At 69.8% G+C, this 22,331-nt stretch carries 20 protein-coding genes and 1 pseudogene; 16 read left to right on the forward strand and 5 right to left on the reverse strand.

The window, feature by feature from the left end; translation table 11 throughout:
* Together IEY84_RS26765 and IEY84_RS15445 are read right to left on the reverse strand one after the other, a co-directional pair.
* A partial coding sequence (locus IEY84_RS26765) for a biotin/lipoyl-containing protein (RefSeq protein ID WP_308424456.1) occupies positions 1 to 445 on the reverse strand: 445 nt, incomplete at its 3' end.
* Positions 446 to 660: 215 nt separating this feature from the next.
* The gene (locus IEY84_RS15445; protein ID WP_183545677.1) at positions 661 to 2,202 is read right to left on the reverse strand and encodes a leucyl aminopeptidase; all 1,542 of its coding nucleotides are present in this window, start codon (positions 2,200 to 2,202) and stop codon (positions 661 to 663) included.
* A gap of 77 nt (positions 2,203 to 2,279) precedes the next feature.
* Here IEY84_RS15445 and gcvT point away from each other — a divergent pair, with 77 nt between their 5' ends.
* From gcvT to IEY84_RS15495, 10 genes and pseudogenes are all read left to right on the forward strand, one after another.
* Positions 2,280 to 3,422, forward strand: a complete 1,143-nt coding sequence (gcvT, locus tag IEY84_RS15450; protein WP_229788720.1) for a glycine cleavage system aminomethyltransferase GcvT — start codon at positions 2,280 to 2,282, stop codon at positions 3,420 to 3,422.
* The gene (locus IEY84_RS15455; protein ID WP_179658445.1) at positions 3,422 to 3,679 is read left to right on the forward strand and encodes a hypothetical protein; all 258 of its coding nucleotides are present in this window, start codon (positions 3,422 to 3,424) and stop codon (positions 3,677 to 3,679) included. The genes gcvT and IEY84_RS15455 overlap by 1 nt, the downstream gene beginning before the upstream one ends.
* Positions 3,680 to 3,706: 27 nt before the next feature.
* Positions 3,707 to 4,591, forward strand: coding sequence for a PhzF family phenazine biosynthesis protein (locus IEY84_RS15460; protein WP_189129310.1), 885 nt, complete (start codon positions 3,707 to 3,709; stop codon positions 4,589 to 4,591).
* Positions 4,592 to 4,605: 14 nt separating this feature from the next.
* Positions 4,606 to 5,400: a thymidylate synthase gene (locus IEY84_RS15465; protein WP_183545673.1), complete on the forward strand. Its 795-nt coding sequence runs from the start codon at positions 4,606 to 4,608 to the stop codon at positions 5,398 to 5,400.
* A complete protein-coding gene (locus IEY84_RS15470) occupies positions 5,390 to 5,869 on the forward strand; it encodes a dihydrofolate reductase (RefSeq protein WP_229788721.1) in 480 nt (159 codons plus the stop codon). Before IEY84_RS15465 ends, IEY84_RS15470 begins: the two co-directional genes overlap by 11 nt.
* Positions 5,870 to 6,054: 185 nt before the next feature.
* Positions 6,055 to 6,372 (forward strand): annotated as a pseudogene (locus IEY84_RS27075) (HAD family hydrolase); the annotation flags it as partial.
* A 47-nt stretch (positions 6,373 to 6,419) separates the two neighbouring features.
* Positions 6,420 to 7,061, forward strand: a complete 642-nt coding sequence (locus IEY84_RS15480; protein WP_229788723.1) for a hypothetical protein — start codon at positions 6,420 to 6,422, stop codon at positions 7,059 to 7,061.
* A gap of 5 nt (positions 7,062 to 7,066) precedes the next feature.
* Positions 7,067 to 8,005, forward strand: a complete 939-nt coding sequence (locus tag IEY84_RS15485; protein WP_183545667.1) for an LLM class F420-dependent oxidoreductase — start codon at positions 7,067 to 7,069, stop codon at positions 8,003 to 8,005.
* A 16-nt stretch (positions 8,006 to 8,021) separates the two neighbouring features.
* Entirely contained in the window at positions 8,022 to 8,909 is an 888-nt protein-coding gene (gene dapA / locus IEY84_RS15490) for a 4-hydroxy-tetrahydrodipicolinate synthase (RefSeq protein ID WP_183545664.1), read from the forward strand.
* Positions 8,910 to 8,920: 11 nt separating this feature from the next.
* Complete coding sequence (locus tag IEY84_RS15495; RefSeq protein WP_260173677.1) at positions 8,921 to 10,606, forward strand: ribonuclease J; 1,686 nt, start codon at positions 8,921 to 8,923, stop codon at positions 10,604 to 10,606.
* Here IEY84_RS15495 and IEY84_RS15500 read toward each other — a convergent pair.
* Positions 10,603 to 11,256: a lysoplasmalogenase gene (locus IEY84_RS15500; RefSeq protein ID WP_183545660.1), complete on the reverse strand. Its 654-nt coding sequence runs from the start codon at positions 11,254 to 11,256 to the stop codon at positions 10,603 to 10,605. The genes IEY84_RS15495 and IEY84_RS15500 overlap by 4 nt on opposite strands.
* Positions 11,257 to 11,332: 76 nt before the next feature.
* Between IEY84_RS15500 and IEY84_RS15505 the strand changes: the two genes are divergently transcribed.
* Together IEY84_RS15505 and IEY84_RS15510 are read left to right on the forward strand one after the other, a co-directional pair.
* Positions 11,333 to 14,020: a DNA translocase FtsK gene (locus IEY84_RS15505; RefSeq protein ID WP_183545658.1), complete on the forward strand. Its 2,688-nt coding sequence runs from the start codon at positions 11,333 to 11,335 to the stop codon at positions 14,018 to 14,020.
* Between the two features lie 79 nt (positions 14,021 to 14,099).
* Entirely contained in the window at positions 14,100 to 16,043 is a 1,944-nt protein-coding gene (locus IEY84_RS15510) for a helix-turn-helix domain-containing protein (protein WP_183545652.1), read from the forward strand.
* A gap of 115 nt (positions 16,044 to 16,158) precedes the next feature.
* Here IEY84_RS15510 and IEY84_RS15515 read toward each other — a convergent pair whose 3' ends face one another.
* Positions 16,159 to 16,884, reverse strand: a complete 726-nt coding sequence (locus IEY84_RS15515; RefSeq protein WP_183545650.1) for a response regulator — start codon at positions 16,882 to 16,884, stop codon at positions 16,159 to 16,161.
* The gene (locus IEY84_RS15520) at positions 16,881 to 18,548 is read right to left on the reverse strand and encodes a sensor histidine kinase (RefSeq protein WP_183545648.1); all 1,668 of its coding nucleotides are present in this window, start codon (positions 18,546 to 18,548) and stop codon (positions 16,881 to 16,883) included. The genes IEY84_RS15515 and IEY84_RS15520 overlap by 4 nt, the downstream gene beginning before the upstream one ends.
* A 101-nt stretch (positions 18,549 to 18,649) precedes the next feature.
* Between IEY84_RS15520 and IEY84_RS15525 the strand changes: the two genes are divergently transcribed.
* The 4 genes from IEY84_RS15525 to IEY84_RS15540 are packed head-to-tail and all read left to right on the forward strand — an operon-like array spanning position 18,650 to position 22,206.
* Positions 18,650 to 19,717 carry a Bug family tripartite tricarboxylate transporter substrate binding protein gene (locus tag IEY84_RS15525; RefSeq protein WP_229788725.1) on the forward strand — a complete coding sequence of 356 codons (1,068 nt, stop codon included), beginning with the start codon at positions 18,650 to 18,652 and terminating at the stop codon, positions 19,715 to 19,717.
* Positions 19,714 to 20,241, forward strand: a complete 528-nt coding sequence (locus IEY84_RS15530; RefSeq protein ID WP_183545646.1) for a tripartite tricarboxylate transporter TctB family protein — start codon at positions 19,714 to 19,716, stop codon at positions 20,239 to 20,241. The genes IEY84_RS15525 and IEY84_RS15530 overlap by 4 nt, the downstream gene beginning before the upstream one ends.
* A gap of 10 nt (positions 20,242 to 20,251) precedes the next feature.
* Positions 20,252 to 21,787, forward strand: coding sequence for a tripartite tricarboxylate transporter permease (locus IEY84_RS15535; protein ID WP_183545644.1), 1,536 nt, complete (start codon positions 20,252 to 20,254; stop codon positions 21,785 to 21,787).
* A complete protein-coding gene (locus tag IEY84_RS15540; RefSeq protein WP_221208838.1) occupies positions 21,784 to 22,206 on the forward strand; it encodes a universal stress protein in 423 nt (140 codons plus the stop codon). The genes IEY84_RS15535 and IEY84_RS15540 overlap by 4 nt, the downstream gene beginning before the upstream one ends.
* Positions 22,207 to 22,331 lie beyond the last annotated feature (125 nt).

Consider the following 22,331-nt stretch of genomic DNA (forward strand, 5'->3'; position numbering starts at 1 on the left):
CCTCGGTGACCGACTCGCCCAGGGCGGGGAGGGTGACCTCGGTCGCATTGCCGCCAGCGGCGGGCTTTGCCTCGGCCTTGGGCTCGGCGGGAGCCTCCGGCTCGGCCGGTGCCTCGGGCTCGGCGGCAGGAGCGGGAGCCGCCGCCTCGGCGGGCTCCTCCGCAGGCGCGGCGGGCTCGGCCGGAGCCTCAGCAGCGCCGGCCTCGTCGGCCGCGCCGACGACGGCGAGCAGACCGCCGACCTCGACGGTGTCGTCCTCGGCAGCCTTGATCTCGAGCAGGGTGCCGGCGACCGGCGAGGGGATCTCGGTGTCGACCTTGTCGGTGGAGACCTCCAGCAGGGCCTCGTCGACCGCCACGGTGTCGCCGACCTGCTTGAGCCAGCGGGTGACGGTGCCCTCGGTGACGGACTCGCCGAGTGCCGGGAGAGTTACTTCGGTGGCCATGGGTTCCTTCGTTCTACGTCTGTTCGTTGCTCTACTTGTATGTCCGGACACGCGCGCCGCCAGGACCGAGCTCGATGGCTCGGTGCGGAGAAGGTCGCATCGGTCTGGGCCGACACCTGCCCGACGCACGCATGATGCCGCCAGAAGGGCGGCCGAGGGCGTCGATCACGGCCCCATCTTGTCACTACCCCTGCAGCGTTGTGTCAACCGGACCACTACTGATCGGTAGCCATCTCGCGTACGTAGTCCACCAGTGTCGCCACCGCCACACCCGTGCCGCCGGGAGTGAGATGGCCCGACGCGCCGCCGCTGTTGAAGGACGGACCGGCGATGTCGAGATGGGCCCACGGCAGGCCGTCGGTGAACTCGCGAAGGAATGCGGCTGCGTACAGCCCGCCACCCCAGCGGATCCAGTCGTGCTGGTTGAGGTCGGCCACCTTCGAGGAACGAATCCGCTCGTCCATCCATTCCGGGATGGGCATCGGCCACATCTGCTCGCCGGCGACCTCGGAGGCAGCGAGGACGCGGTCCACGATCTCCTTCGATCCGAGCACTCCGCTGACCCGGTCTCCCAGCGCCATCACCATGTGACCGGTGAGAGTGGCCACGTCGATGATCGTGTCCGGCGAGACCTCGCTCGCCCGCACCAGGGCGTCGGCGAGGATCATCCGTCCCTCGGCGTCCATGTTGGAGACCTCGACGGTCTTGCCGCCGTAGTGGGTGACCACGTCGCCGGGCCGGTAGGACGAGCCGGAGACCATGTTCTCCGCCATCGGGATGAACGCGGAGATCTTCACCGGCAGCCCGAGGCGAGCGATCGCGAAGGTCGCCTGCGCCACGGCAGCGGCACCAGCCATGTCGGACTTCATCGTGGACATCGAGCTCCCCGGCTTGATCGTCAGGCCGCCCGAGTCGAAGGTGATGCCCTTGCCGACCAGCGCGATGTGGCCGCGCGCGTCGTCGGGGGAGTAGGTCAGCTCGACCAGGCGCGGCATCGCCGCCGATCCCATCCCGACGGCGAGGATGCCGCCGCAGCCGAGGTCGGCCAGCTGCTTCTCGTCGTAGACGGTGGCCTCGACGCCATCGACCAGTCCGGCCACGTGCTCGATGGCCTCGGCGAACGCCGGGGGAGTCAGGTCGGCGGGCGGGACGTTGACCCACTCGCGGGTGCCTGCGACCGCCTGAGCGAGGATCTTCGCCTCTTCGAAGGCGGTGACCGCGTCCGTACGCCTCGCGATCGCGCTCAGCAACGCGACATCGCTCGGTCCGTTGCCCTCCTGCTTCGCCTTGGTCTTCTCAGACCTGCCCCCGCCCGACTTGTAGGAGGTGAAGGTGTAGCCGCCGAGGACGTACCCCTCGGTGACGGCCCGGACCAGCTCGGGGGTGTCGGCCGGAAGGGCCACGGCGACGGAGGTCGCGTTGGGCACCGCGCGGGCGGCGGCGCCGGCGGCGCGGCGTACGGCATCGGTCGAGTAGGTCCCGTCCGGACCAAGCCTGCCGAGCCCGACGAGGACCAGGAGCTGGGCGCCGATCTCGTCGCCCGCGGGCAGGCGGGTGACCTCGCCGGCCTTGCCGCTGACGCCGAGGGTGGCGAGCATCCCGCGCCACCGGCGACCGTAGGCGGCTTGGACCTCCTGGGCGCCTGGGAACACCTCGACACCCTTCGCCCCCTGGCCGATGCCGACGACCACCGCCTCGGCCCGGGTCTTGGCAGGAGAGGCGGTACGCAGCGTGTAGGTGATGTCAGGCAGGGTCACGCACTGCAGTGTAGGTGTGGCACGCCGGGAGGGGGCGCGGACCGGGCTGTGTCGGTCACGTGCGATAAGTTCGCAGTATGGCTGAAGAGACCTCCATGGGGGGCGGGTCGGAGCTGCTCCAGTCCCCTCTGCACGAAAACCACGTCGGGCTCGGCGCGAAGTTCGGTGAGTTCGGCGGCTGGTCGATGCCGCTGGAGTACGCCGGTGTCGTCAAGGAGCACACCGCGGTTCGTGAGGCGGTCGGAGTCTTCGACGTCAGCCACCTGGGGAAGGTCATGATCAGCGGGCCGGGCGCGGCCGAGTTCGTCAACGAGTCGTTCACCAACGACCTCAACCGGATCAAGCCCGGCAAGGCGCAGTACACGCTCTGCTGCGACGACGAGACCGGCGGCATCGTCGACGACCTGATCGCCTACTACCGCGACGACGAGCACGTCCTGATCGTTCCCAACGCGGCCAACACCCCGGAGGTGGTGCGCCGGCTCCAGGCCGCCGCGCCCGAGGGGATCAACCTCGTCGACCACCACCGCGACTACGCGGTGCTCGCCGTCCAGGGGCCCAAGTCCGACGAGCTGCTGGAGGCGGTCGGGCTGCCGGCCGGCCATGAGTACATGTCCTTCGTGGAGGCCGCAGCCCCCGACGTGCTCGGTGACGAGATCGGCGTCGTCGTGTGCCGGTCGGGATACTCCGGTGAGCGTGGCTACGAGCTGATCGTCGCCAACGACGCCGCCGGTGCACTCTGGGACGCACTGCTGTCCCGCGGTGAGGAGCTCGGCGTGGTGCCGTGCGGCCTCGGCGCCCGCGACACCCTGCGTACGGAGATGGGCTACCCGCTCCACGGCCAGGACATCTCCCTGGACGTGACCCCCAACGAGGCCGGGCTCGGCTGGGCGGTCGGCTGGAAGAAGGACGCCTTCTGGGGCCGCGACAAGCTCGTCGCCGAGAAGGAGGCCGGCCCGAAGCGCGCCCTGCGCGGCATCGTGGCCGTCGGCCGCGGCATCCCGCGCCCACACATGTCGGCGTCACTGACCGCCGACGTCCCGGTCGGCGAGGTCACCTCGGGCACCTTCTCGCCCACCCTGAAGAAGGGCGTCGGCCTGGTGCTCGTCTCGACCACCGTCAACCCGGAGGCCGAGATCGGCATCGACGTACGCGGCCGCCGCGAGATCTTCCAGCTCACCAAGCCGCCCTTCGTCCCCTCGCACGTGCGGGAGGGCTGATGAGCATTCCTGATGTCCCGTCGGTCTTCAAGCAGCCCACGGCCGCCGAGCGGCCCTGGTGGTGGCAGCTCGTCGACGCCTCGGGCGCCGAGGTGTCGATCGAGGGTGAGCTCGCCGGCCAGCGCTTCGCGAACCAGAGCGACGCCGAGTCGTGGGTGGGCGAGGTCTGGCAGGAGCTCCTCGACGCGGGTGTGGCCGCGGTGGTGCTGTTCGAGCACGACCGCCAGGTCTACGGCCCGATGAAGCTCTCCGCCTGAAGGTCGCCCACGGCTAGGCTCGGGCGCGTGAGTGCCTACGAGTTCCGCCAGGTCGACGTCTTCACCAACGAGCCGCTGCTGGGCAACCCGGTAGCCGTCGTGCACGGGGCCGATGGCCTCACCGACGAGCAGATGGCCGCCTTCGCGCGGTGGACCAACCTCTCCGAGACGACCTTCCTGCTGACGCCGACGGACCCGGCCGCCGACTACCGGCTGCGGATCTTCACGGTCAGCGGTGAGCTGCCGTTCGCGGGTCACCCGACGCTCGGGTCGGCGCACGCCTGGCTGGAGGCGGGTGGGAAGCCCAAGGGGGCGAACCTGGTGCAGGAGTGCGGCGTCGGGCTGGTCGAGCTTCGGCGTGGCGAGCGGATCGCCTTCGCGGCGCCTGACCTGATCCGGGGTGGCGAGGTCGACGAGGAGCTCTTGCGCGACATCGCGAAGGGTCTGCGGATCGAGCGGGAAGAGATCCTGGATGCACGGTGGTGCGACAACGGGCCGGGCTGGGTCGGGGTGATGCTGGCCGACGCGGACGCCGTGCTGGCGGTGACGCCCGACCATGCCGCTCTGGGGGACCACAAGGTCGGACTCGTCGGACGCTATCCCGAGGGCAGCGAGTGCGCGGTCGAGGTCCGGGCCTTCTTCCCGGCCGATGGCGTCGCCTTCGAGGACCCGGTCACCGGCTCGCTCAACGCCGCGCTCGGGCAGTGGCTCGCGGGTTCGGAGCTGCCCGAGGCGTACGTCGCCTCGCAGGGGACCAACCTGAAGCGGAGGGGACGCGTGCACGTCGAGCGGGTGGTCTCGACAAGCTCGACCACCGGAGACAGCTCGACCACCGGAGACAGCTCGACCTCCGAGGCGGTGTGGGTGGGCGGAGACACACTGACCACCATCCACGGGACTCTCGCGCTCTGACCTAGGCTGGGGCCGTGCAGTCCTACCTCGATCTGTTGACCCGCATCCTCGACGAGGGTGTGGCGAAGTCCGACCGCACCGGGACGGGCACGCTCAGCGTCTTCGGTCACCAGACCCGCTACGACCTCAGTGACGGCTTTCCGTTGCTGACCACGAAGAAGGTCCACACGCGGTCGGTCTTCGGTGAGCTGCTCTGGTTCCTGCGCGGCGACACCAACGTGCGCTGGCTCCAGGAGCGCGGCATCACCATCTGGGACGAGTGGGCCGACGAGAACGGCGACCTGGGTCCGGTCTACGGATACCAGTGGCGCTCCTGGCCCACCCCGGACGGCCGTCACGTCGACCAGATCGCCCGGATCATCGACCAGATCAAGCAGGACCCCGACAGCCGCCGCCACGTCATCAGCGCCTGGAACCCGGCCGACATCGACGACATGGCGCTGCCGCCGTGCCACACGCTGTGCCAGTTCTACGTCGCCGACGGCAAGCTCAGCCTGCAGCTCTACCAGCGCTCCGCGGACGTCTTCCTCGGGGTGCCGTTCAACATCGCCTCCTACGCCCTGCTCACCCACATGGTCGCCCACGTGACCGGCCTCGAGCCGGGTGAGTTCGTGCACACGCTCGGCGACGCCCACCTCTACAGCAACCACCTCGAGCAGGCCCGCCTGCAGCTCACCCGCGAGCCGAGGCCGCTGCCGACGCTGCGGCTGAACCCCGAGGTCAAGGACATCGACGCCTTCGAGCTCGAGGACATCACGGTGGAGGGCTACGACCCGCACCCCGTCATCAAGGCTCCCATTGCCGTCTGAGCGCGTCGTGATGGTCGCCGCCGTCGCCGAGAACGGTGTGATCGGGAACGGCCCCGACATCCCCTGGAAGATCCCCGGCGAGCAGGCCGAGTTCAAGGCGATCACGATGGGTCACACGCTGGTGATGGGCCGCACCACCTTCGAGTCCATCGGTCGCCCCCTCCCCGGTCGCACGACTGTCGTCCTGACGAAGGACAAGACCTGGTCGTACGACGGTGTGCTCGTCGCCCACGACATCGACTCCGCACTCGCCCTCGCGGCGGGGGAGCAGGGCGACACGGTGATCGCCGGCGGAGCCCAGGTCTACGAGGCAGCTCTCCCGTTCGCCACCGAGCAGGTCATCACCCGCGTCCACCTCGAACCGGTCGGCGACGTCGTCTACCCGCCCTTCGACGAGACCGAGTGGGTCGAGACGAAGCGCGAGCCGCACGAGGCGTACGACCGAGTCTTCCTCAGCCGCCGCGAGTAGTCCCGCAGTGGGACGCCCTGCCCTTCGCTATGACAGAGGGCGGGCTTAGTTGTCGCCGTGCTGATGGTCCCGCAAGGATCTGAGGCAGTCGTGGCGGAACGGTCCGATCTACAGTTTCGTGCTGTGCCGCTTATCGCTCTGGATCTCGATGGAACCCTTGTTGACCAAACTTCCGCTGCGCGAAGATGCCCTCGCTCGTGACTGTCACCGACGATGATCGTCGCGCTCTGGTCGCGCTTCGGGCGGCCGGCTGGACCATCGGCATCGTCACCAACGGCATGGCGGACAATCAGGAGGGCAAGATCCGCCGTACCGGTCTCGATGCACTCGTGGACGGTTGGGTTGTCTCCGATGCGGTCGGGGTCCGAAAGCCGCGCCCCGAGATCTTCGAGGCACTCGCCACCAGGCTCGGTTGCGCACTCGACGGCTGGATGATCGGCGACAGCCTCGAGGTCGATGTCGCCGGCGGCGCCGCAGTCGGGCTGAGCACCGCGTGGATCGATGACGGGTCAGATCCCACAATGTCGGTACTCGCGCATAAGTTCGTCCTATGTGGATCTCAACCTCAGACGCTGTGGCGAGGCTCGCCGAGGTTCATCTCCTGGGAGAGAACCAGGCGAAGCGGGTGCTGCGCGCCGGGTTGGCCGGACCGCGCCACAGGGTCGGGTCGGCCTCCTTCTACGAGGCCGAGAGGCTCGACGAACTCCTGGCCCGGCCGCGATGCCGGGATGAGTCGCTCGACCGCTGGCAGCCGTTCATCGTGCGTATCGGCAGGCAGCGGCCGATCGACCTGAGCGCCAAGTGGGAGGTGCAGACCTCCGTCGTAGCATCCGGTTGGCATCTGCCACTGCTGACCGCGTTCCAGATCGACGCCCGCAAACCGCTGCCGTTGGTGGCCACGCTCGGCGCCTGGGCCGTCTACACCGCCGACCTCGTCGGCCTGGACGGAACAGACCTGCGGCTCGAGCCACCCGGCGATTGGTCCGCCGACTTCGAACACACCTGGCTCCCGATCGAGAACGGGCCGACGTGGACGATCTGGGGATCCCCGGTGACGACGCCGCCGAGAGCGGACCCGTTGAGCGCCTACTACCCGGAGCAGGTCGAGGCGGAGCGAGAGCGCCGTGAGCTCTACTCCACCGCACGTCACAGAACCCTCGCGCGCACTCTCTTTACCTCACCCCTAGAGTGAGGACCATGGAGCTGCGCATCTTCACCGAACCCCAGCAGGGGGCGTCCTACGCCGACATCCTCGCCGTCGCCCAGAAGGCCGAGGAGCTCGGGTTCGGGGCGTTCTTCCGCTCCGACCACTACCTGAAGATGGGCTCGGTCGACGGGCTGCCCGGACCGAGCGATGCGTGGACGACGCTCGCCGGCCTGGCCCGCGACACCAGCTCGATCCGGCTCGGCACGCTGGTCACCTCCGCGACCTTCCGCCTCCCGGGCGTCCTCGCCATCCAGGCCGCCAACGTGGACGACATGTCCGACGGCCGGGTCGAGCTCGGCCTGGGAGCGGGCTGGTTCGAGGAGGAGCACGAGGCGTACGGGATCCCGTTCCCGGCTCTGGGGGAGAGGTTCGACAGGCTCGAGGAGCAGCTCGAGATCATCACGGGGCTGTGGGCGACCGAGCCGGGGGCGACCTTCGACTTCGAGGGCAAGCACTACACCATCAAGAACAGCCCGGGTCTGCCGAAGCCGGTCCAGACCCGTGGCCACGCCGGCTCGATCCCGGTGATCGTGGGCGGCGGCGGCAAGAAGCGTACGCCTACGCTGGCTGCAGCCTTCGCCGACGAGTTCAACGCCGCCTTCGTCTCCGTCGAGGACTCCCAGGCGCTCTTCGAGAACGTCGGACGCTTCGTCGAGGCGGCCGGCCGTGACGACTCGATCATCTACTCGGCTGCCCAGGTGCTCTGCGTCGGCCGTGACGAGGACGAGATCGCCCGTCGCGCGCAGGCGATCGGCCGCGAGCCCGCCGAACTGCGGGAGAACGGTCTCGCCGGGACTCCGGACGAGGTGGTCGCCAAGATCAAGCGCTTCGAGGACGCGGGCGCGAGCCGGATCTACCTCCAGGTGCTCGACCTGAGCGATCTCGACCATCTCGGACTCGTAGCCGACGAGGTCATGCAGCGCGTCTGACGATAGTCTGTATGTCATGACTGATGCTCCCTTCGGCACCGTGCTCTCCGCACTCGTCACGATGTTCAACGACGATGGCTCGGTCGACCTGGAGCAGACCCAGAAAGTCGCCAAGCACCTGGTCGACCACGGCCACGACGGCATCGTGGTCTCCGGCACCACCGGTGAGTCACCGACCACCACCCCGGCCGAGGACGGCGAGGTCCTGGCCGCGGTCAAGGACGCCGTCGGCGACCGCGCCAAGGTCGTGGCGGGCATCGGCACGAACGACACCCGGACCACCCTCGAACTCGCCAAGCAGGCAGCGAAGATCGGCGCCGACGGGCTGCTGCTGGTGACGCCCTACTACAACAAGCCCGGCGAGCGCGGCATCCGCGAGCACTTCCGCACCGTCGTCTCCGCCACCGACACCCCCGTCATCCTCTACGACGTCCCCGGCCGCACCGGCTCCCCGATCACCCTCGACACCTACCGTGAGGCGATCACCTGGGACACGGTCGTCGCGGTCAAGGAGGCCGCCGGGGACTTCCCGCGCGGCACCCGCCTGCTCGACCTCGGCTACGCGATCTACTCCGGTGATGACGCGCTCACCCTCGCCTGGCTGGCGCACGGCGCCGTCGGCGTGATCAGCGTCGCCGCCCACGTGCTCGGCGACCAGACCCGGACGATGGTCGACGCCTTCGCGGCGAGCGACATCGAGACCGCCCGCAAGACTTATGCGCGGATGCTCCCCGCGATCGACGCCATCATGGGCGTCCCGAACTACGGAGCCACCACTGCCAAGGCCGCTCTCGAGCTGACCGGCGTGATCGACAACCGTCATGTGCGAGGGCCTCTGGTGGCGCTCGACGACGACGAGGTCGACGCGCTGCGAGCCGGGCTGGAGGCCTCTGGCCTTCTCTAGAAGGAATGCCTTTGTCTCACCCACACCCGGAGCTGACCGAACCCGGCAAGCTCCCCAAGGGCGGCCTCCGAGTCACCCCTCTCGGCGGCCTCGGCGAGGTCGGCCGCAACATGACCGTCTTCGAGTACGACGGCCGGCTGCTCATCGTCGACTGCGGCGTGCTCTTCCCCGAGGAGCAGCAGCCCGGGGTCGACCTGATCCTGCCCGACTTCGGCCCGATCCGTGACCGCCTCGACGACATCGAGGCGCTGGTCCTGACCCACGGTCACGAGGACCACATCGGCGCGACGCCCTACCTGCTCCGCGAGCGGCAGAACATCCCGCTGGTCGGCTCCGAGCTGACCCTGGCCCTGCTCGGCTCCAAGCTGCGCGAGCACCGCCTGCGCGAGACCGTCCAGCACAAGGTACGCGAGGGCGAGACGATCACCTTCGGGCCGTTCGAGCTCGAGTTCGTCGCCGTGAACCACTCCATCCCGGACGCCCTCGCGGTCGCGATCCGCACCGGGGCCGGACTGGTGCTGCACACCGGCGACTTCAAGATGGACCAGCTGCCGCTGGACGGCCGGATCACCGACCTGCGTGCCTTCGCCCGACTCGGCGAGGAGGGTGTGGACCTGTTCCTCACCGACTCCACCAACGCAGAGGTCCCCGGCTTCACCACCGCCGAGAAGAAGATCGCGCCCGCGATCGAGCAGGTCTTCCGGGAGTCGGACCAGCGCATCATCGTGGCCTGCTTCGCCTCCCACGTGCACCGCGTCCAGCAGGTTCTCGACAGTGCCGTCGCACACGGCCGCAAGGTGGCGTACGTCGGTCGTTCGATGGTCCGCAACATGCAGATCGCCTCCGATCTGGGTTACCTGCACGTGCCCGAGAACGTCATCGTGGACGCCAAGGAGCTCGCCGACCTGCCGCCGGAGAAGGTCGTGATGGTCTCGACCGGCTCGCAGGGCGAGCCGATGTCGGCGCTGTCGCGGATCGCCAACGGCACCCACAACTTCGTGCACATCGAGCCGGGCGACACCGTCCTGCTGGCCAGCAGCCTGATCCCGGGCAACGAGAACTCGATCTACCGGGTGATCAACGGGCTCGCCCGTCTGGGCGCCAACGTGGTCCACAAGGGCAACGCCCTGGTGCACGTCTCCGGGCACGCGAGCGCCGGGGAGCTGCTCTACTGCTACAACATCGTCCGCCCCCGCAACGTGATGCCCGTCCACGGCGAGGTGCGCCACCTGCTCGCCAACGGTGACCTGGCCCGCCAGACCGGCGTCGAGAGCGTCGTCTACGCCGAGGACGGCGTCGTCGTCGACCTGATCGACGGCAAGGCCGAGATCGCCGGCAAGGTCGAGTGCGGCTACGTCTTCGTCGACGGCACCACCGTCGGTGACGTCACCGAGTCCGAGCTCAAGGACCGCCGGATCCTCAGCGAGGAGGGCTTCGTCTCGATCGTCGTCGTGGTCGACTCGGTCAAGGGCGTCGTCGCCAGCGGGCCCGAGATCCACGCCCGCGGCCATGTGTGGCCCGACAACGCCTTCGACCCGGTCAAGCAGCCGATCATCAAGGCGGTCAACCGCGCCATCGCGGAGGGCGCGACCGACACCTACCAGCTGCAGCAGGCCATCCGGCGTACGTTCGGGCGCTGGGTCTCCAGCACCCACCGGCGGCGCCCGATGATCGTCCCGGTCGTGATTGAGGCCTAGAGCGCCAGCAGGACGCCAGCCGTGATCAGCGCCTGGCCGACGTGATAGGTCACCATGATCTGCAGGTTGGCCAGGCGCGGCGGCTCGTTGCCGTGCTCGGCCAGGTTGAGCCCGATCAGGGTGTCGCTGACGACGAAGATCAGCGCACCCACCGCGATCCACACGCTCCCGGTCAGCCAGCCGAGCACGAGCATGGTGGCGATCACCAACGAGTACGCAGCAAGGGCCGCCGCCATCGGCACACCGCCCATCTCCCGCGCACCGCGGAGCACCCGTCCCATCGGGATCGCCAGCACGACCGCGACGGCGAAGCCGAGCCATGACCACGCGGGTGTGTCCAGCCCGAGGGCGAGGAAGGCCGCGGCGTACGCCAGGTGGCCGACGAAGAAGAGCCCCACGCCGCCGAGGAATCGCCTGGCCGAGGATCCGATCATCGAGATGTCGCCGAGCATCCCGAAGAAGAGCGCGACGACCAGCCACCACGCTGCCGGCTCACCCTCGCTGACCAGCCCCACCAACAACATCAGCCCCACCATCACCAGAGGTTTGGTGACGTAATGGATCCGGCGCCGTCCGGTCCACACGCAGGTCCAGTCCGTCACGGCATCCGCGGCGGTCAGGAGGGCGACCAGGACGGCGATGCTCTGCATGGCGGCAAACTACACCGCTGCAACACACCCCCGCGGGGTCCCGTAGGCAGGCCACCTGGTCAAATACCCTGCTTGTATGGCGACCCGTACGTCTTCCCCGCCGGGTTCGCGGAGCTCGACCACACCCAAGAGCACCCGTGCCCGGAGTACGACCACGACAAAGCGAGCAACGGCCACGAGCCGGGCCCGCTCAAAGGCAGCGCCTCACCAAGGACAGAACAAGCGCCGTCCCGCCGCAAAGACAGCCAACAAGAGGCCAGCCAACCGGAAGACGTCGAACCGTACGCCACCGCGTGCCGTCCGCAACGGACCGAGCCCGATCGCGGTGCTCTTCGACGCCATCTTCTCGACCATCGCGAGCCTGTGGCTGGCGATCGCCGGGGGAGTCGCGGCCGTCTTCCGAGTCGGTGGCCAAGCCGCCAGCGACCTCGAGCCGGAGCACCGGCGTGACGGCGCCGGCCTGTTCCTGATCGGCCTCTCCGTCCTCGTCGCCGCCGGCGTCTGGTTCCAGCTCGGCGGGCAGTTCTTCGACGTCGTCCGTATCGCGGTTGCCGGCGTCGTCGGCAAGGTCGGCTGGCTTGTGCCGGTCGGGCTCGTCGTCGCCGGCGTACGGCTGATGCGCGACCCGGTCGACGCCGCCCCGGTGGGCCGGATCGTGATCGGCTGGTCCGCGTTCCTGATGGCCACGCTCGGCATCATCCAGATCGCCAACGGCAACCCGCAGCCGACCTCGGGCGACAGCAGCGAGCTGCAGTGGGCCGGGGGTGCGATCGGCTACGTCGTGGCCAGCCTGCTTCTCGACGTCCTGCGCTCGACGGCTGTGGTCGTCGTACTCCTCTCCCTGCTCGTCGTCTTCGGCATCCTGGTCATCACCGGGACGCCGCTCTACCAGGTGCCGAGTCGGCTGGTGGACCTGCGCAACCGTGCGCTCGGCCTGACGCCGGTCGACGAGATGAGCGAGAGCGGCACCAACATCCGACGGGTGCGCAAGGGCGGGAAGCTCTTCGCCGACGACGACACCTTCGATCCCGAGGGCTTCGAGCCGTACGAGACGCCGCTCCTCGAGGAGGAGAAGCCGAAGAAGAAGCGCAAGAAGGACGGGCTCGACATCGCGCTCGCCCTCGACGAGGACTCCGACGACGACACCGAGCCGAACGAGGCGGCACCGAGCGACGCCGCGGGTCTGCTGCCGGCGGTCGCAGACACCGCCCCGAGGGCCGGCAAGAAGCGAGAGCTGGAGCCGCCGCCCCACACCGAGCTGCCGCAGCGGGTCGAGCAGCTGATGCTCGCCGGTGACGTGACCTACACGCTCCCGGCCAGCGATCTGCTCAAGCCCGGCTCGCCGCACAAGGCCCGCTCCAAGGCCTCCGACGACATCGTCAGCCGGCTCCAGGCGGTGCTGGAGGAGTTCAACATCGACGCCGCGGTCACCGGCTACACCCGTGGCCCGACGGTCACCCGCTACATCGTGGAGCTCGGTGCCGGTGTGAAGGTCGAGAAGATCACCGGGATCCAGAAGAACATCGCCTACGCGGTGGCCTCTGCGGACGTACGCATCCTCTCGCCGATTCCCGGCAAGTCGGCCGTCGGTGTGGAGATCCCGAACATCGACAAGGAGATCGTCACCCTCGGCGACGTGCTCCGCTCCAACGCCGCGCGCGGCGACCACCACCCGATGATCACCGGTGTCGGCAAGGACGTCGAGGGCGGCTTCGTGGTCGCCAACCTCGCCAAGATGCCCCACCTGCTGGTCGCGGGCGCGACCGGTTCGGGTAAGTCGTCCTTCATCAACTCGATGATCACCTCGGTGCTGATGCGGGCCACGCCCGACGAGGTCCGGATGATCATGGTCGACCCCAAGCGGGTCGAGCTCAACTCCTACGAGGGCGTGCCGCACCTGATCACGCCGATCATCACCAACCCGAAGAAGGCCGCCGAGGCGCTGGCCTGGGTCGTACGCGAGATGGACATGCGCTACGACGACCTGGCCAACTTCGGCTTCCGTCACGTCGACGACTTCAACAAGGCCGTCCGCGCCGGGAAGGTGCAGCTCCCGCCCGACTCCGAGCGGGTCCTGTCGCCCTACCCCTACCTGCTGGTCATCGTCGACGAGCTCGCCGACCTGATGATGGTCGCTCCACGCGACGTCGAGGACGCGGTCGTACGCATCACCCAGCTCGCCCGTGCCGCCGGCATCCACCTGGTGCTGGCCACGCAGCGGCCCTCGGTGGACGTCGTGACCGGTCTGATCAAGGCCAACGTGCCCTCGCGGCTCGCCTTCGCGACCTCGTCGCTCGCCGACTCGCGCGTCATCCTCGACCAGCCTGGTGCGGAGAAGCTGGTCGGCCAGGGTGACGGGCTGTTCCTGCCGATGGGCTCCTCCAAGCCGATCCGTGTGCAGGGCTCCTGGGTCTCCGAGGCAGAGGTCAACGCGGTCGTCAAGAGCGTCAAGGGTCAGCTGGAGCCGTCCTACCGCGAGGACGTGACCGCCCCGGCGGAGTCCAAGCGGGTGCTGGACGACGACATCGGCGACGACATGGACCTGGTCATCCAGGCGATCGAGCTGATCGTCTCGACCCAGTTCGGGTCGACCTCGATGCTGCAGCGCAAGCTCCGCGTCGGGTTCGCCAAGGCCGGCCGCCTCATGGACATCCTCGAGTCGCGCGGTGTGGTCGGTCCCTCCGAGGGCTCCAAAGCACGCGACGTACTCGTCAAGCCGGACGAGATCGACAGCGTGGTCGCAACGATCCAGGGGGAGAAGTGAGCGAGCGTCAGCGAGTGAACCATCGATTCAACACAGCGCCGCCCTCGTATATTGGCGCTTGCGCTACGGGGGTGGCGATGTGAGCGAGAATTCACCGGCGGTCGAGACCGTCGATCCTGCTGAAACAGACGAACCAGCCGACGCACCCGTAGCGGCCGAGACCGCGGCGTCCGGCGAGACTCCTGACGTCGACGTCGTCGAGGTGCGCCGCAACGGCCGGCTCGCGCTGGTGGTGGCGCTCGCGTCGCTCATGGTCGGCCTCGCCTTCGTGCTGCGCGGCGGCATCGAGGGCTATCTGGTCGGCCTGATCCTGCTCGCGGTCGCTGCGGTGCAGGGCTGGACGGTGTGGGACTCCCGGATGCCGCTGCTGCTCGTGGACGAGCAGGGCGTACGCCTCCGCTTCGGTCAGACCTGGCAGGGCATCCCGTGGTCGAAGATCGAGTCCGTCGAGCACACCCCGCGTCCTGACGGGATCGAGCGGTTCTGGAAGGACGGGCGCATCGGCGTGCTGCTGCACAACGAGGACGAGGTGCTCGAGGAGCTCTCCCCGACCGCACGCCGCCAGGCGATGCTGACCCAGCGTCTCTACGGCCTGCCGTTCTCGCTCCCGCTCGGCCTCTCCACCCGTGTCCTGGGCGCCGGAGACGACGTCACCGAGGCCATCGCGGTCGTTGCCGCCGATGGCGTCGAGGTCGTCGAGATCGACCCTGCGCTCGATGCGACGGAGCCGGAGACGGAAACCGACGAGCCCGATGGCGAGCATGGTGAGCATGGAGACGGCATCGTCGGTGGCGTCACCGTGGACGACGGTGACACCGCGGTCCGCCCGCCCCTGCCGGCGCAGGCAGGCGACACCAACCCCCGGATGCTCCGGGTCTTGGACGAGCCTGATATCAATGCCGCGGACGTGGTGGACGAGGCGGGGCAGGACCAGGTGGACCGGGACACAGAGCAGGACGAGACGACACCGAAGACCGACCCCGACCCCGAGCCCGAGGTGAAGTCCGAGGCGGTCGCGCCGCTGCGTGAGCCTTCGACCGCGGTCCGGGTCGACGTACGCTACGTGCCCCCGGAGCCGCAGGAGGCGGTCGCCGTTCGCGGCGCGAACGCGCTCCAGCTGGACCCGGAGCAGCTCCGGCCCCACGCCGATGTCGATGCGGATGCCGAGGACGCGTGGGAGGACGAGGGAAGTCAGTCCTTCGCGATCGAGCCCGACGTCGAGGACCTCGAGCTCGAGAGCGTACGTCCGCTCACCGAGCCCGAGGAGCAGGCCGCCGACGACCAGCCGACCGAGCAGATGTCGAACCAGGTTCCGCAGATCGGGGCGGAGATCGCGTCCGCCCGTCGCCGGCTCGCGCTGGACATCGACGGCCTGGCCGAGTGGACCCGGATCCGGCCGCACGTCATCGAGGCAATCGAGGTCGACGACTTCGGCCCCTGCGGTGGCGACTTCTACGCCCGTGGCCACCTGCGCACGCTCGCGCGTGTCCTCGGGATCGAGGTCGCGCCGCTGCTGCGGACCTACGACGAGAAGTACGCCTCCGGCCCGGTGAGCCCACGCGCCGTCTTCGAGGCTGAGCTCGCCCACAGCGCCGCGATCCGCCCGGCCCGGCGGATGCGGGGCGGCCCGTCCTGGTCGGTGCTCGTCGCTGCCGTGATGGCGGTCATCCTGGTCTGGTCCGTCGCCCGCCTGGTCGTCGACGGCACCCAGGGGGAGCCGGAGGCCGGAGCGATCCAGCTCGACGGCTCGGCCGGCACCGACAACCCCTATGGCAAGACCTCGCCCGTTCCGGTGACCATCTCCGCCGCCGGCGGCGGTGCTCACGTGGTCGTGCGCGACTCGCGCGGCAAGGTGGTCTTCAGCGGCGACCTCGCCTTCGGGGAGTCCAAGCAGCTCCGAGTCACCCCGCCGCTGCGGGTCCAGACCTCCGACGGCTCCCTCAAGGTCGCCGTCGGGGACGGGAAGGCCAACGCGCTCGGCAAGACCGGCGAGGCCGCCCAGCGGACCTACACCGCCGGCTAGCGTCAAGCCCGCCGACTCGGCTCATCCTGACCAAGTCCACCGCCGAGTCGGCTCGTCATGACGCGCCGACTCGGCACCGAATCCGGTCAGAACCAGCCGACTCGGCGATTCTTGGCTACGAGGGGGCCGCGCGGTAGCGGCGCTCGGGGCGCCCGGCCGTGCCGTAGTTGAGACGTACGCCGATCCGGCCCGTGCTCGCGAAGTGCTCGAGGTAGCGGCGGGCGCTCACCCGAGAGACTCCGATGGCGTCGGCGCACTCGGTGGCGCTGAGCTCGCCGGCGGTCTGCAGCGCGGCCAGGACCGCCCGGGCGGTCTCGGCGCTGAGGCCTTTCGGCAGCCGCTCACGCGTCTCGCGTGCGCCCTGGTGGCTGAAGACCTCGTCGATCCCGGCCTGGACCTCGTCGCGGTGCTCGGCACCCCGGGCTCCCTCGGCCCGCTGCCCGATCCGGGCGAGCGCCTCGCGGGAGCGGCGTACGTCGTCGAGCCGGGCGGCCAGGTCCTCGAACGGGAACGGCTTGACCACGTAGTGGGCAGCCCCGCCGGCGGCCGCCGCGCGCACCGTGTCGGCCTCGCGGGCGGCGGTGATGACGATGACGTCGGCGTCGTCGCCGCGGGCGCGCAGCCGGCGCAGCAGCTCGATGCCGCTGAAGTCGGGAAGGTGCACGTCGAGGAGCAGCACGTCGGGGGAAAGCCGGGCGACCTCGTCCAGCGCCTGGGAGCCGGTGGCGGCCACGCCGACGACCCGGAACCCCTCGACCCGCTCGACAAACCGGGTGTGGATCGAGGCCACCATGAAGTCGTCCTCGACCACGAGCACCGTGAGCTCAGGGGTGGACGTCATCGGGGCTCCTCGGTGGCGGTGGCGGTGGGTGGTGCGATCGGGGCGGCGCCCGGCAGGGTCGCGACGAAGACTGCTCCGGGCCGCTCCGCCGACGCGCTATTCTCCACCTCGACCTCGCCGCCGCGCGTGCGGCACACCAGCTGCACCAGGGCGAGCCCCACGCCGCGGCCGCTGGCGTCACGCGGTTTGGTGCTGAATCCGCGCCGGAAGATGTCGGGCAGCCGCGCCGACGGCACCCCGCCGCCGGTGTCGGAGACCCGGACGGTCACGGTCTCGCCCGCGGCCGTCAGGCGTACGCCGACCCGACCGTCGAGCGGTCCGGCCAGCGCCGCCGCGTCGACGGCGTTGTCGACCAGGTTGCCGAGGACGGTCACCACGTCGGCGGACCCGTCGGGGGTGAGCCGAGGCAGGGCGCTCGACGTCTCCAGCTCGATGCTCACCCGCCGCTCGGCTGCCAGGCTGGCCTTGGCGATGAGCAGTGCGGCCACCGCCGGGTCGTCGATCCGCGAGGTGATGTGGTCGCTCAGCGCCGCCCGGCGTGCGGTCAGGCCGGTGACGAACCGGCCCACCTCGGCGTACTCCTCCAGCTCCAGCAACCCGGTGATCGTGTGCAGCTGGTTCGAGAACTCGTGGGTCTGCGCCCGTAGCGTCTCGGTGACGCTCTCGCGGGCGTTGAGCTCGCTCTGCAGCGCCACCAGCTCGGTGCGATCGCGCAGCGTGGTGACGGTGCCGGCAGGGCGGCCGTCGTGGTGGACCCTGTTGCGGTTGAGCACCAGGACCCGCTCGCCGGCGACCAGCGGCGCGTCGTGCACCTCCTCCGGCCCGCTGAGCAGGGCGAGCGTCTCGGCAGGCAGGTCGAGCTCGTCGAGCCGGTGACCTGTCGGGTCCGAGGTCAGCCCGAGCAGCTCGCGGGCGCTGTCGCTCATCAGGCTGACCCGGCCGTCGGCGCCGACGGCCAGCACCCCCTCGCGGATCGAGCGCAGCAGGCCCTCGCGGTGGTCGGCCAGGGCAGCGATGTCGCGCGGCTCCAGCCCACGCGTACGCCGCTTGATCAGCCGGGCGAGCAGCCATGACCCCAGCACGCCGAGGGCGAGGCCGACCAGGAGCACGGTGAGGGCGTCGGCCCAGGTTCGGGCAAGACGCTCGGTCAGCGGCGGATAGTCCTCGGTCACCACGACCACCCCGACGGGCTCAGGTGCCTCGGGATCCGCGCCGGTCGACCCACCGCCGTAGACCGGCACCTGGGCGGCTATCGCCCGCCGCCCGGCGTCGTCGATGTCGCCGGACCAGGCCCGGCTCGTCTCGCGCCGACCGAGGTCGAGCGTCTCGCCCAGCCGGGTGGGGTCGGTCGCGACGAGGACCTTGCCGTCGAGGTCGGTGAGATAGGCGGTGTCCGCGCCGGCGTCCGCCGCGCGCGTCTGCAGGTAGAAGGTCAGCGCCTGCCGGTCGGGCGTGCCGGTCAGCCCGTCCTGCACGGCGGCGATCCCGGCCAGGCTCTCGGCGGCCGCGCGCAGCCGGTCCTCACGGGAGTCACGGAAGTCGGCGTCGCTCTGCCGCAGCGAGACGATGCTGGTCGCCACGACGACGAGCAACAGCACCGACAGCTGCAGCACCAGCACCTGGCCCGCCAACGTCAGATGGCGGCGTGCGCCCTGCGACCACAAGTTCCACAACCTCCTTTGGTTGCCCAATGGTGACGGCGGTCACCGAAGACTGTGACCATCGCCACTGACCGTTTCATCCCCCTGAGTCTGGAGGCCAGCCGTTGTCGACGCCGACATCGCCGTCCCCGCCTGATCCGAGCCGGCCGACGCTGCTCACGCAGCAGAGGCAATCGCGTCGGGCAGCGAGCATACGCCGCACCCGAGTCCTCGCCGTCGTCCTCGTCACCTGCCTGCTGGCCGCCGCCTCGGCCTGCGGAGTCACCCGTGGCGAGGAGTCGCGTGACCTCGACATGTGGATCCCGAACAGCCCCGGCGGCGGTTACGACCAGACCGGTCGGGCGGCCGTGGGCGTGCTCGACCGCGACAACCTCACCGGCGGCGACATCCAGGTGACCAACATCCTCGGTGCCGGCGGCTCCGTCGCGATGTCCCGGCTGATGAGCGAGGAGGGCAACGGCAACCTGCTCATGACCATCGGCCTGGGTGTGGTCGGCTCGACCTACTCCTTCGGCGTCGACGCCCGCCCCCAGGACGCCACCCCGATCGCCCAGCTCATCGAGGAGCAGGAGGGTGTGCTGGTCCCGGCGGACTCGCCGTTCAAGACCATCGACGACCTCGTCAAGGCCTGGCGTGCGTACCCCGAGTCGGTCGTCGTGGGCGGCGGATCGTCGCCGGGCGGTCCCGACCACCTCTTCCCGATGCAGCTGGCCGAGGCCGCCGGCATCGAGCCGAAGAAGGTCAAGTACGTCACCTACGACGGCGGCGGCCCGCTGACCAGCGCGCTGCTCGGCAACAAGATCGACGTCGGCTTCTCCGGCCTCGCCGAGTTCGAGGGGCAGGTGGAGGCCGGTGAGCTGCGGGTCCTGGCCGTCTCCGGCGACGAGCGCGGCACCGGCGTCTTCGCCGACGCGCCCACCCTGACCGAGAGCGGCATCGACCTGGTCTTCCTGAACTGGCGCGGCGTGCTCGCCCCGCCGGGGATCAGCGACGAGCGCCGCCAGGAGCTGATCGACGTGCTCACCCGGATGCACGACTCGAAGCAGTGGCAGCAGGCGCTGAAGGACAACGGCTGGACCGACGCCTTCGTCACCGGCGACGACTTCGACGACTTCCTGGTCGAGCAGGACCAGCGCGTCGCCTCGACCCTGAAGGAGCTGGATCTGCTGTGAGCGTCCACGAAACCGCGTTGCCGGCGGAGGAGAAGAGCCCCCGGCGCCGCGTCGACTACGGCCAGTACGGACTGGCTGGGTTCCTGGTGGTCATCGGGATCTACACGATCATCGACGCCTCCGGTCTCGAGGTCGGCTTCGCCGACCCGGTGGGGCCCCGCGTCTTCCCGTACGTCATCGGCACCGGCCTCGTCCTCGTCGGCGTGCTGCTGGCGGTCGCCACCGCCCGTGGCTCCCAGCCGGAGCCCGAGGATGGCGAGGACGTGGACCTGAGCCAGTCGGCCGACTGGCTGACGGTCCTCAAGCTGGTCGCCGTCCTGCTGTTCACGGTCGCGACCGTGAACCTGCTCGGCTGGGCGATCTCCGGCGCGGTGCTGTTCGCCGGTGCCGCCTGGTCCCTCGGCAGCCGCACGCTCGTGCGGGACGTGCTCGTCGGGCTCGTCCTGGCGATCGCCAGCTGGTACGCCTTCTACGTCGGTCTGGGCATCCCGCTCACCCCTGGCGTACTCGACGGGATCCTGTGAGGACTGACTGATGGAGAACTTCCAACTGCTCCTGGGCGGCCTCGAGTCCGCCCTGACCCCGATGAACCTGCTGTACGCCGCCATCGGCGTGCTGCTGGGCACCTTCGTCGGCGTGCTGCCCGGCATCGGACCGGCGATGGCCATCGCGCTGCTGCTGCCCGTGACGTACCGGCTCGAGCCGACCAGCGCGTTCATCATGTTCGCCGGCCTCTACTACGGCGGCATGTACGGCGGTTCGACCACCTCGATCCTGCTGAACACGCCGGGGGAGTCCGCCTCGGTGATGACGGCGCTGGAGGGCAACCGGATGGCCAGAGCGGGGCGCGGCGCACAGGCGCTGGCCACCGCCGCGGTCGGCTCGTTCGTCGCCGGCACCATCGGCACCATCCTGGTGGCCTTCTTCTCGCCGGCACTGGCTGATGTGGCCGTCGAGCTGGGCGCACCGTCGTACTTCGCGCTGATGGTCCTGGCGCTGGTCATGACCACGACGGTGCTCGGCACTTCGGCCCTGCGCGGGTTCGCCGCGCTGTTCCTCGGCCTCACGATCGGTCTGGTCGGTCTCGACCTCAACACCGGCCAGCCGCGGCTCACCTTCGGGGTGACCCAGCTCGTCGACCGGCTCGACATCGTGGTCGTCGCCGTCGGCATCTTCGCCCTCGGCGAGGCGCTGTGGGTCGCCGCTCACCTGCGCCGGAAACCCGCGCACGTGATCCCCGTCGGCCGCCCGTGGCTGTCTCGCGACGACTGGGGCCGCTCCTGGAAGCCGTGGCTGCGCGGCACGGCATTCGGTTTCCCGTTCGGTGCGCTGCCGGCCGGCGGCGCCGAGATCCCGACCTTCCTCTCCTATCTGACCGAGCGGAAGCTCTCCAAGCGGGGCGATTTCGGTCGCGGCGCGATCGAGGGTGTGGCCGGACCAGAGGCGGCCAACAACGCCTCGGCCGCCGGGATGTTCGTGCCGATGCTCGCCCTCGGCCTGCCGGTGACGGCCACGGCCGCCGTGATGCTCTCGGCGCTGCAGGGGTACGGGATCACGCCCGGTCCGCAGCTGATGACGGACCACGCCGACCTGGTGTGGACCCTGCTGGCCAGCCTCCTCATCGGCAACACCCTGCTGCTGGTGCTCAACCTGCCGCTGGCGCCGCTGTGGGCCCGGCTGCTGCGCATCCCGCGGCCGCAGCTCTACGCGGGCATCCTGTTCTTCGCCTGCCTCGGGGCGTACGCCACCAACCTGGATCCGTTCGACATCGGCCTGCTGCTCGCTTTCGGTCTGCTCGGGCTGATGATGCGCCGCTTCGGTCTGCCGGTGCTGCCGCTGATCCTGGGCGTCATCCTGGGTCCGCTGATGGAGACCAAGCTGCGTGAGGCGCTGACCATCTCGGGCGGTGACTACATGACGCTGCTGAGCGAGCCGCTCGCGGTGGTCATCTACGTCCTGATCGCGTTGTTCATCCTGGGCCGGCCGTTCATCGCCCGGCTCCGGGCACGGGCCGAGCAGTCGGCCGACCCCGACGAGTTCGAGGACGAGAAGGAGCTGTCGAAGTCATGAGTGAGACACCTGCAGGTGGTTGGATCGTGGTGGCGTGGGCGCCTGACGTCTTCGGTGCGGTCGCGCTGGACTGGGCGCTCGCCGACGCCGAGCGCCGTGACCGGGGCGTGGTGATCGTGAACGCCTCCCGGGGCGACGCGCTGGTCGACGACCGCTACGCCCTCGACGACCAGCTCGGCGAGCTCGAGCGCAGGCTCGTCGAGTCCGGCCGGCCGCACGAGGTGCGGCAGTCGATCGACCCGGACGTCGCCGGTGCTGTCCTCGAGGCGGCCGAGCAGGTCGACGCCAGGCTCGTCGTGGTCGGACTGCGGCGGCGTACGCCGGTCGGCAAGCTGCTGATGGGCAGCGTCGCGCAGCGGATCCTGCTCGGCGCTTCCTGTCCGGTCCTGGCGGTCAAGCCGGGATCGGTTCCCGACTGACCGAGACGGTCCGGGACGAGGGTCCGGCGCGAGGGTTCGGTGTCCGGGGCGTGTGCGCGTCATACTTCACGGTGATGAGCACTGCCACCGAACCCTCCGCCGAGACCGCTCCGACCGACCTGCCG

Source organism: Nocardioides albus (assembly GCF_014648255.1).
GTDB lineage: Bacteria > Actinomycetota > Actinomycetes > Propionibacteriales > Nocardioidaceae > Nocardioides > Nocardioides albus.